Genomic DNA, 9105 nt, shown 5'->3' on the forward strand with positions numbered 1-9105 from the left:
GCCGCTCTATGGGATGAGCGACGAACGACTCCTCGCCGGACACGCCCTCTTCCCGGTGTCCGTCTCGACCGCCGTGCTGCTCGTGGTGGCGGTCGTGTGCGCGGCCGCGACGGGGTCGACCGTCTGGCCACCGGTCCTCGGAGTGCTGCTCCTCGGACTGTTCGGGGTCCTCACGCGGCTGGCAACCGCACTCCAGGGGCCGCTTCCGCCCGCGCTGCTCGCGCCGATGCCGACGCCGATGGGCGACCTCGGTGGCGCCGTGCGCTTCGCCTGGGCACTCCAGGGGGTGCTGCTCGCGGGGCTCGCGGGCGCCGCGACCGCGATGATCGTCGACGTGCCCGGCTTCGCGCTCGGCACCGCGGTCGTCCTGATCGGGCTCTGCGCGCACCGCTGGCGCCACCGGCACTAGGACCACCGGCACTAGGACCACCGGTGCGGGCCGTGCCGAGACCCGCGGTCAGTTCAGGCGCTCGGTCAGGTGCACCGTGACGCTGTCGCCGTCGGTCTTGCCGATGCGCCGGCGGATGGCGGCCGCGACGGGGAGCTTGTGCGTGCCGTCGCCGAGGGCCATGAACGCGCCGCGGAAGGGTTCGCCGTCGACCGTTCCCGCGACCTTCACCAGGCCGCGCGTTCCGAAGACCGTCGCCGAGTCGGGCAGTTGCACGCACGTCCAGGTGTCGCCGTCGCGGACCTTGCCGAGCGTCGCGGTGAAGGTGATGTCGAGCGGAGTGCTGTTCGTCATGGTGGCTCCCGTGCCGTTCAGAGGAAGAGCCCGACGATGGCGCCGGTGAGCACGAGCTTCACGACCCAGTCGAGCAGGTGGACACCGGCCGCGGGCACGGCCGTGTTCTCGTGGATCACGCCGCCCGAGAGCAGGGTGAGGGGAAGCACGGAGAGCGCGAGCCCGAGCAGCGCTCCGGCTGCGGCGCCGTGCCACCCCGCGGTCGCCATGAGCCCGGCGATCAGCCCGGCGGCGAGCAGGCTGCGGACGACGACCGTGAGCATCTGCACGGCAACGGGGAGCCCGGGGCGCGGGGTGCTGGTCCGTGCGATCAGCGTCGAGACCGCGGGGATGGCGTAGAGCGCGGCGCTGGCGAGGAACGAGGCCACCGTGGCGAGGGCGATGCCGAGGACGATCATGAGCGGCTCCTTTAGTACCGATTGGTACGAAACTACGCTCGGCATAGAGAACTGTCAAGTACTAAAGTGGGCGGTATGACCTCGCGCGCCTCCGGCCCCGGCCGCCCGCCCGGACTCACCGGCGACGCCCTCCTCGCCACCGCGCGCGACGTGTTCCTGGAGCACGGGTACGCCGGGGCGTCCATGGAGGAGGTCGCCCGACGGGCCCGCATCTCCAAGGCCTCGCTCTACCGCGACCACTCCTCCAAGACCGAGCTGTACACCGCGGTCGTGCGGCAGTGGGCGGCCGCGGGCCGCGACGCGATGCGCCCGGCGCTCGAACGGCTCGCCGCCGACGACGATGTGCGCCGCGGCCTCACCGAGCTCGCGGAGACCATGCGCGCGGGGATCCTGAGCGAGCCCGTGCTGCGGATGCGACGCCTCGTGATCGCCGAGGCCCCGGCCCACCCCGAGGTCGCGCGGCTCTACCTCGAGGAGAGCTGGAACCGGAACATCCAGAACCTCGCCGACACGCTCGCGCAGCTCCCCGTCGACCGCGGGCTGCAGATCGATGATGCGCACGCCGCGGCCTCCGAGTTCACGTGGCTCGTGATCGGGCCCGCCCTGAACGCGCAACTGCTGGGGGTCGACGAGACGGGCGGCCCAGTGCCCCGCGCGGTCGACGCGTTCCTCGCCCGCTACGGACGGCCCTGACCCGCGCCTGCATTGTCCTCCGTCGGCGCGGATCTGGAAAGGCCCTCAGTTCGCCCCCGGGTGCGGGGCCACGCTGGCCGGGCTCTCCGCAGCCCCGAGAGCCACGTCACGACACGGACGAAGCGAGGTGATCAGCCCGACCCCGATTCACTGCGACACCCCATCGACGTTTCACATCGCTGAAAGGAAGAGGAAATGAGAGCAGTCGTCTACGAGGGTCCGCGCTCGGTCAACGTCACCGACGTACCGGACGCACGGATCGAACGTCCGACGGACGTACTCGTCCGGATCACCACCACGAACATCTGCGGGTCGGACCTGCACATGTACGAAGGCCGCACGAGCTTCGAGACCGGCCGATGGTTCGGTCACGAGAACCTGGGCCAGGTGATCGAGGTCGGCGACGGAGTCGACAAGGTGAGGGTGGGCGACTACGTCGCGATCCCCTTCAACGTCGCCTGCGGGCACTGCAAGAACTGCGAGCGCGGCTTCACCAACTACTGCCTGACCGCGCAGCCGGTGCCCGAATGGGCGGGTGCCGCGTACGGCTTCGCCGACATGGGTCCGTGGGCGGGCGGGCAGGCCGAACTCCTGCGCGTGCCGTGGGGGGACTTCAACTGCCTGCGACTGGGAGAGGATGCCGAGGAGAAGCAGAACGACTACGTGATGCTCGCCGACATCTTCCCCACCGGCTACCACGCCACCGAGCTCGCGCACGTGAAGCCCGGCGACCAGACGGTCATCTACGGAGCGGGGCCCGTCGGATTCATGGCGGCATACTCGGCGATCATCAAGGGCGCCGGCAAGGTCATGGTCGTCGACCGGCACCCCGACCGCCTGCGGAAGATCGAGGAGATCGGAGCGATCGCGATCGACGACTCGGCGGTGGATCCGGTCGAGGCGGTCACCGAGATGACGATGGGGCTCGGCGCGGACAACGGATGCGAGTGCGTCGGCTATCAGGCCCACGACCCCGGCGGCGCCGAGGATCCCACCCTCACGCTGAACCGGCTCGTGAAGTCGGTGCGGTTCACCGGTGAGATCGGCGTGGTCGGGGTGTTCATCCCGCAGGACCCCGGCGCCTCGGACGAGCTGGCGAAACAGGGCAAGCTCGCCTTCGACTTCGGGGAGTTCTGGTTCCGCGGCCAGAAGCTCGGCAGCGGCCAGTGCCCGGTGAAGAAGTACAACCGGGCGCTGCGCGACCTCATCGCCGGAGAGAAGGCGACGCCGTCACGGATCGTCAGCCACGACCTCTCCCTTGAAGAGGCCCCGGAGGCGTACGAGCACTTCGACAAGCGCGACGACGGCTGGACGAAGGTCGTCCTCCACCCCGACCAGGCACCGGACGCGGCGTGACGGACCGGGACTGAGTCGCAGCAGGAGTCGAACAGGAGGGTGAGGCGATGGCGACGAGCGGCGCACCGGAGCCCCGACCGCAGAAGGGCCGCAGCACGCGCGCGGAACCCGGACGCGCCGTGGCGTTCAGCGACGCGATCATCGCGATCGTCATCACCCTCCTCGTGCTCGACCTCCGACCACCCCGAGCGGAGCCGGGCGAGCTGCTGACCGCGCTGCTCGAGGAGTGGCCGACCTACCTGGCCTATGCGGCGTCATACGCCTACCTCGCCGTCATCTGGCTGAATCACAAGGCCGCCTTCACCCGCATCCGCGAGATGGACCGCGGTCTGCAGTGGGCGAACCTCGGCATCCTCGCAGCCCTGGCCCTGATCCCGTGGCCCACCGCGGTGATCGCCGAGACGGCGCGGACGGGCAACCTCACCGACGAGCGGGTCGCGGTCGCGCTGTATGCCCTCATCGGAGCCCTGCTGTGCTCGGCCTGGCTCGTCTTCTTCTCGCATCTGGCGCGGCATCCCGACCTCACGAACGACGACGTGGAGGACTCGTACTTCGCGCACGAGCGACCGCGCGCGCTCATCGGCGTCGCCCTCTACCTCGCCGCCGGGCTGCTCGGAGTCCTCGTGCATCCGCTGGTCGCGTCCGTGATCTTCCTCGCCATCCCCGTGTTCTACGGCATCACCAGCCACGGGCACGACCGGGCGCCCCGGCCTTTCCCCCGGGGGAAGCAGGACGAGCGTTGACCCCAGGACGGGACGAGGGTGACGGTGGGCTGTGACCCCCGTCCTGGGCCACGCATCATCAGCGCGTGAACAAGAGGACACCGGCCAAGATCGCCGCAGTGACCCCGATCAACGCAGGCCATCCCCACCAACTCCCTCTCGGCGGCCTGCCGGTCCCGGGAGGCATGCCGAGCCGCGCGCGGATCGCGTCTGCCTTGGACTCGAGCTCTTCCGAGCGATCCTGCAGGTGGAGGGGGGACCCCTCCGGCCATCGCATTCGATCGCGCGAGATGCTCTCGAGTTCGACTCTGATCTCCTCCAGCTCCCGCCGAAGCTCAACGGCCTCTTCGGGGTCGATCTCGTCGTGCCGGTCGTGAGTGTTCACCGTGTCATCCATCTCGCATGAGCGATGCCCCGGGAGAAACGTGGGCTCTGACCCCTAGATCCTCGCCAGGATGTCCGCCTTCTTCGCCGCGAACTCCTCCTCCGTCAGCACGCCGGCGTCACGGAGCGCCGCGAGCTGCTGCAGCTGAGCGGTGAGATCCGGCGCAGCGGCCGCCGGCGCGGGAGCGGCGGACATCGGCGCCTGAACGACCACCGGTGCCGAGGCCTTCGCCTCCTGCTCCTGCATTGCGCCGAGGATCACCGAGCGGAACTGCGCCGCCTCGTCCCTGCTCACTCGGAAGGTGATTGTGTTCACCGCGGCACCCGCCGAGGTCTGGACGTCGACGGCGTAGTACTTCAGGCCGTCCTTGCGGCTCGTGACATTGGTGACGTGCTTGAGCAGAACCATGTCGTGCTCGTCCTTGCCGCCCTTCACCCCGGTCGCCAGCAGCGAGACGCCACCGGTGAGCACTCCGGCAGTGATCTTGCCGCCGGAAACCCCGCGCGGGCGCTCCCACTCGAGCCGGTCCGCCCACAGGCGCACCTTCGCGTTCCGGCCGTCAATGTGGCTCTCCAGCTCGATGATCGGCCGCGGCTCTGCGGCTACCGTCATCACAGTTTCAGCCGGGGCCACGGACGCAGCGGGTGACACCCCAGGGACCGCGGCGCGCGCCTTGTCCATGCCCGCCTGGGCCGCCTGCGAGGCGGCATCCTTCACCTTGTCGAACAGGCCCATGTCTTCTCCTTCGTGGGGTCTCTCTCAGCTGAGAGTAGCGGAGGCCATCCGCGTGCTCGCGTTCCGTCTGGGGTCGGGCAGCACCCGATATGCTCGCGATGACCCGGCAGTGCGCTGTCCTCCCGGGATCTGGGAGGAGAGCCCGATGATGACGAACGCTGAGGTGCGCCCTGAAGCTGCCGCCGAGACGGTGAAGTACGAGACCAGGAGCGTTCAGACGGTCCGCGGCACCGAGAAGCTCATGACCGCGAAGTGGGAGAAGGACGGCTGGGAGCTCGTCACCCAGAAGACCGGCAGGATCCGCACCGAGCTCGTCTTCCGCCGCCCCAAGCCGCCGTTTCCGTGGAAGCCGCTCGCGATCATCGGCGGCGCGCTGGTGGTCCTCGGCATCTTCATCGGGATCATGGTCGCGGTCACCGGCGATGACAAAGAGGGCAGCCCGGCACCGGCAGACACTCCCAGCTCCGAAGCCGTCGCGCCGCGAGGCGAGCCGTCGACGGAGCCCGAGGAGCCCACCGTGACGGCTCCCGCCGAGGAGACTCCGCTGACGATCGAGAACAACGCCGACCTCGCGGCGCTGCTCACGGGTCCCCAGGACGGCCCGACCGTTGAGGCCTTCGCCGCGCAGTACGCGGGCCAGCTGATCGAGTTCGACGGCGCGATCGGGGCGATGAATCCGCATGAGGGCTCCACGACCCGCTACGACATCCTCATCGCGAACGGCGACTACAGCGAGACCCATTCGAACGGTGGTCCGAGTTTCCAGTTCCGCGACGTCAACATCACGAACGACCTGCACCTGACCGATGACGCGCCGGACACGATCGGCGTCGGCGACAACCTCCACGTCATCGCTCGCGTCGGCTCGATCGACGGTCAGCTCTTCCTTCTCGAGCCGGTACAGACCAGCGTGCGCTGAGCCGCCATCGCCCGGAATGGCGACCGGCGAACGACAGATCGATCCGCTCAGCACCGGCGCATTACCGGAACCGTCACCCCGGACAGGACGAAGGCCCCGCATCCCAGTCATATCAACGGGAGTCGGGGCCTTCGTGGTGGCGGTGACGGTGGGATTTGAACCCACGGTAGGGGGTTACCCTACACAACTTTTCGAGAGTTGCACCTTCGGCCGCTCGGACACGTCACCGCGGATCAGTTTACGACAGACGGGGCGGCCGCGCGAATCGAGCGGTCACCAGGCCACGGCGACCGCGGCGTGGGTGCGGAGGATGCCCTCGGTCGAGCCTGCGGGGGCGCGACCGATGCCGCACTCGGTGGCGACGCCGAACGCCGGCACGAACGGGGCCGCTGCGGCGATCCGTCGACGGGCGCCCTCCTCGCCGTCCTCCCGGTGCACGAGGCCGAGGTACAGCTCGTCCACGGGCTCGAGCTGTGCGAGCGGGGCGAAGTAGGCCGCGTCGTCGTGGGCGATCGGCACCGGGAGGTGCAGCCACGTGAGCGGTCGGGAGCTCGCGGCGGCCACGGCGTTCGCGTAGCGCACGAGGTTCCCGGCGTCGGACGGCTCGAAGAAGTGCTTCTCCCCCGCGTCGCCGTAGCAGAGGTGCACCCCCACCTCGACGTCGGCGGGCACCGCGTCGACGAGGGCGGCGAGGCGCGACACCAGCCCGTCGAACGGATCGCCCGGCCACCACGCCTCCATGACCGCGCCGTAGCCCGACGCGCGTTCGATGATGCCCATCTCGCTGGCCACGTCCCACTGCACGGCGAGGTCGTGGTGCGGGATCCCGGCGAGGATCTCATCGAGCTGGCGCAGGATGGCCGCGGTGTACACCGGCTCGATCGCCGCGCGGTCGTCGCCGTGGAAGAACGAGGAGATCACGGCGAGCGGCGTGGGCAGCGACACCTGGAACCGGGTGCCCGGCGCCACGGCACCCTCCTCGCGGAGCCGGGTGAACAGGGCGTACGACTCGAGAGCGGCCTCGGCATACCCGAGCGGGGGCAGCTCGATGCGCGCGGGGTCGACGCCCTCGGCGAGGCGGAGCCCCCGCGCGTCGATGCCGGCCGGGAACGGGATGGGCTCGTCGCCGATCCGCTCGATGCCGTCGGCCCGGCCGATCACGTCGGGCTGGAACATGATCCAGTGGAACCGCTTGCCGACCTCGCCGTCGGGGAGGCGGCGCAGGCGGTCGCCCAGCAGCTCCGCCGCCGTGCGCATCGTGGTCTCGGCGTCGTCGTAGTTCACACTGCCCACGAGAAGGGCACCCTGGGGCTGCGTCATCGCCCCAGGATATCGGTGGGGTGCAGCGCGACCGCCCGCGCCTTTTGCCCGGTCGTGGCGCCCGGCACCTCCGCACCAGCCGGTTAGGATTGCCTAAGAACCCGCCGTCTTGGGGTGGCATCGACGGGAAGGACAGCAGCATGGCATTCATCACCTCGGAGGCTCTCGCCGACACCGGCTACGTCGTCCTCGACGACGACACGAGCCCCATCGATCCCGCCGAGTGGCGCGACCTGGAGTACGTCGGCTGGCGCTCGTCCGGCATCACCCGCTTCGCCCCGCTCACCAGCTACGCGGGCGACATCGACTGCAACGGCTTCTGGAACCGCACGCCTCCGCGCACCGACAAGGACGGCGTGTGGATCGACGCGCAGGTCGCGATCGCGCCGACGCTGCAGAGCCGGGCGCTGGAGCCGGGCGCGGGCATCGGCCGGTGCCGCGTGATCGAGCTGCAGCCCAACGACTACGCCGACGCGATCTACAACCTGCACCAGGACGACAACAACCGGCTCAACGAACCGGGCACGGGCTGGGTGGTGCGCGGCTACGTCAACCTCACCGACGACACGGAGTCGATGCTCATCCTCCGTTCCGACCGCTTCGACCCCGCGACCGAGGTGCGTCTGCCCCTGCACGCCGGCTCCCGCATCGTGATCGACACGCAGCGGTTCTGGCACGCCGTGTGGCACCGCGGCACGGCCCCGCGGTACGCCCTCATCACGTCGTGGACCAGCGGCCCCGAGCTCGACGCCTACATCGCCGCGCACCACGGAGACCCGCACCCGCCCACCGTCGAGCTCGACCCGCGCCTGGTCGAGGCCGCGCAGGTGGAGATGCACCGCCGCATCGAGGAGCGCCGCCGCGCGTTCGAGGCGCAGGGCATCGTGATGGAGCCGCCCGTCGACATGAGCGTCTGACCTCGATGTCCCGCCGCGACGCCGGTCGCGCGACGCCTCAGAGCGTGCGACCGCCGTCGAGCCGCACCACCCGGTCCACCGTTCCCGCGGGGGGATCCACGTGCGAGATCAGCAGCACCGTCTGGTCGCCCGCGGCGTCGAGCAGGTCGCGCAGCAGGGCGTCCGAGGCCTCGGGGTCCACACCAGCGGTCGGCTCGTCGAGCACCAGTACCGGGAACCCCCGGAGCAGCGCGCGGGCCAGGGCGATGCGCTGCGCCTGGCCGCCCGACACCAGCGCCCCGCGGTCGCCCACCCTGGCGTCGAGGCCCCCGCGGTCGCGCGCCCACGCCCCGAGCCCCACGCGGTCGAGCGCGTCGAGGAGCTCCGCGTCGGTCGCGGTGTCCCTGGCGAACAGGAGGTTCTGCCGCAGATCCTCATCGAACAGCTGCGGGTGCTGCTCGCACAGGCCGATCGTGCGGCGCAGCGCCGGACCCGACAGTGCCGCGGCGTCGCGCCCGTCGATGCGGTACTCCCCTGTCACGCGGAGGAACCCGACCAGGGCGGCCGCGAGCGAGCTCTTGCCCGCACCGCTCGGACCGGTCACGAGCACGCGCTCCCCGGGCCGGAGGTCGAGGTCGACGCCGCGCAGTGCCGGAACCCCTCCGGGCCAGTGCGCCGCGACCCCGCGGAGCGTGACCCGCGGTGTGCCGTCGAACGCGACATCCTCCCCCGCGTCCGTCCGCAGCTCCGACGGCATGCGCTCCGGCAGCACGTCCACGATGCGCTCGGCGCTCGCCCGCACGCTGCGCCACGAGGCCGCGGCGATCGGCACGGCCCCGAACACCTCGAACACCACCATCGGCACGAGCACCGCGACCGCGAGCCACGGCGCATCGATCGCCCCGGTCGCGAGTCCCGGCGCGGCCGCCGCGAGCGCCC

Annotated in this window: 11 protein-coding genes, 1 tRNA gene and 1 pseudogene; 6 read left to right on the forward strand and 7 right to left on the reverse strand. The window is 70.6% G+C overall.

Annotation, left to right across the window (positions count from 1 at the left end; all coding sequences use genetic code 11):
* A pseudogene (locus tag DW299_RS00145) lies at positions 1 to 409 on the forward strand (hypothetical protein); the annotation flags it as partial.
* Positions 410 to 457: 48 nt separating this feature from the next.
* Here DW299_RS00145 and DW299_RS00150 read toward each other — a convergent pair.
* Both DW299_RS00150 and DW299_RS00155 read right to left on the reverse strand, forming a co-directional pair.
* Positions 458 to 742 (reverse strand): DUF1905 domain-containing protein, encoded by a 285-nt coding sequence (locus DW299_RS00150; RefSeq protein ID WP_136035216.1) that lies wholly within the window; start codon positions 740 to 742, stop codon positions 458 to 460.
* Positions 743 to 759: 17 nt separating this feature from the next.
* On the reverse strand, positions 760 to 1140 hold the full coding sequence (locus tag DW299_RS00155) for a DUF1761 family protein (RefSeq protein WP_136035217.1): 381 nt from the start codon (positions 1138 to 1140) through the stop codon (positions 760 to 762).
* Between the two features lie 75 nt (positions 1141 to 1215).
* On the opposite strand from DW299_RS00155, the gene DW299_RS00160 reads away from it, so the two are divergent.
* The 3 genes from DW299_RS00160 to DW299_RS00170 all read left to right on the forward strand — a co-directional run bounded on the left by DW299_RS00160 (position 1216) and on the right by DW299_RS00170 (position 3932).
* Entirely contained in the window at positions 1216 to 1833 is a 618-nt protein-coding gene (locus DW299_RS00160) for a TetR/AcrR family transcriptional regulator (RefSeq protein ID WP_136035218.1), read from the forward strand.
* Between the two features lie 195 nt (positions 1834 to 2028).
* Complete coding sequence (locus tag DW299_RS00165; RefSeq protein WP_136035219.1) at positions 2029 to 3189, forward strand: glutathione-independent formaldehyde dehydrogenase; 1161 nt, start codon at positions 2029 to 2031, stop codon at positions 3187 to 3189.
* A 47-nt stretch (positions 3190 to 3236) separates the two neighbouring features.
* Positions 3237 to 3932 carry a TMEM175 family protein gene (locus tag DW299_RS00170; protein ID WP_136035220.1) on the forward strand — a complete coding sequence of 232 codons (696 nt, stop codon included), beginning with the start codon at positions 3237 to 3239 and terminating at the stop codon, positions 3930 to 3932.
* Positions 3933 to 3990: 58 nt separating this feature from the next.
* Here DW299_RS00170 and DW299_RS00175 read toward each other — a convergent pair whose 3' ends face one another.
* Together DW299_RS00175 and DW299_RS19430 are read right to left on the reverse strand one after the other, a co-directional pair.
* A complete protein-coding gene (locus DW299_RS00175; RefSeq protein WP_136035221.1) occupies positions 3991 to 4296 on the reverse strand; it encodes a hypothetical protein in 306 nt (101 codons plus the stop codon).
* Positions 4297 to 4350: 54 nt separating this feature from the next.
* Entirely contained in the window at positions 4351 to 5031 is a 681-nt protein-coding gene (locus DW299_RS19430; RefSeq protein ID WP_206252715.1) for an SHOCT domain-containing protein, read from the reverse strand.
* A 145-nt stretch (positions 5032 to 5176) separates the two neighbouring features.
* Here DW299_RS19430 and DW299_RS18735 point away from each other — a divergent pair, with 145 nt between their 5' ends.
* Positions 5177 to 5950 carry a DUF4839 domain-containing protein gene (locus tag DW299_RS18735; RefSeq protein ID WP_168443041.1) on the forward strand — a complete coding sequence of 258 codons (774 nt, stop codon included), beginning with the start codon at positions 5177 to 5179 and terminating at the stop codon, positions 5948 to 5950.
* A 137-nt stretch (positions 5951 to 6087) separates the two neighbouring features.
* Here the strand turns inward: DW299_RS18735 and DW299_RS00190 are convergent.
* Positions 6088 to 6178, reverse strand: a tRNA-Ser gene (locus DW299_RS00190).
* A 45-nt stretch (positions 6179 to 6223) separates the two neighbouring features.
* Positions 6224 to 7270, reverse strand: coding sequence for a hypothetical protein (locus tag DW299_RS00195; protein WP_136035224.1), 1047 nt, complete (start codon positions 7268 to 7270; stop codon positions 6224 to 6226).
* A gap of 140 nt (positions 7271 to 7410) precedes the next feature.
* On the opposite strand from DW299_RS00195, the gene DW299_RS00200 reads away from it, so the two are divergent.
* Positions 7411 to 8187 carry a hypothetical protein gene (locus DW299_RS00200; RefSeq protein WP_136034697.1) on the forward strand — a complete coding sequence of 259 codons (777 nt, stop codon included), beginning with the start codon at positions 7411 to 7413 and terminating at the stop codon, positions 8185 to 8187.
* Between the two features lie 37 nt (positions 8188 to 8224).
* On the opposite strand, the gene DW299_RS00205 is transcribed toward DW299_RS00200, so the two are convergent.
* On the reverse strand, positions 8225 to 9105 hold an 881-nt coding region (locus DW299_RS00205; protein WP_136035225.1), incomplete at its 5' end, for an amino acid ABC transporter ATP-binding/permease protein.

The sequence above is a fragment of the Microbacterium sp. K35 genome (assembly GCF_004794375.1).
Classification (GTDB): Bacteria; Actinomycetota; Actinomycetes; order Actinomycetales; family Microbacteriaceae; genus Microbacterium; species Microbacterium sufflavum.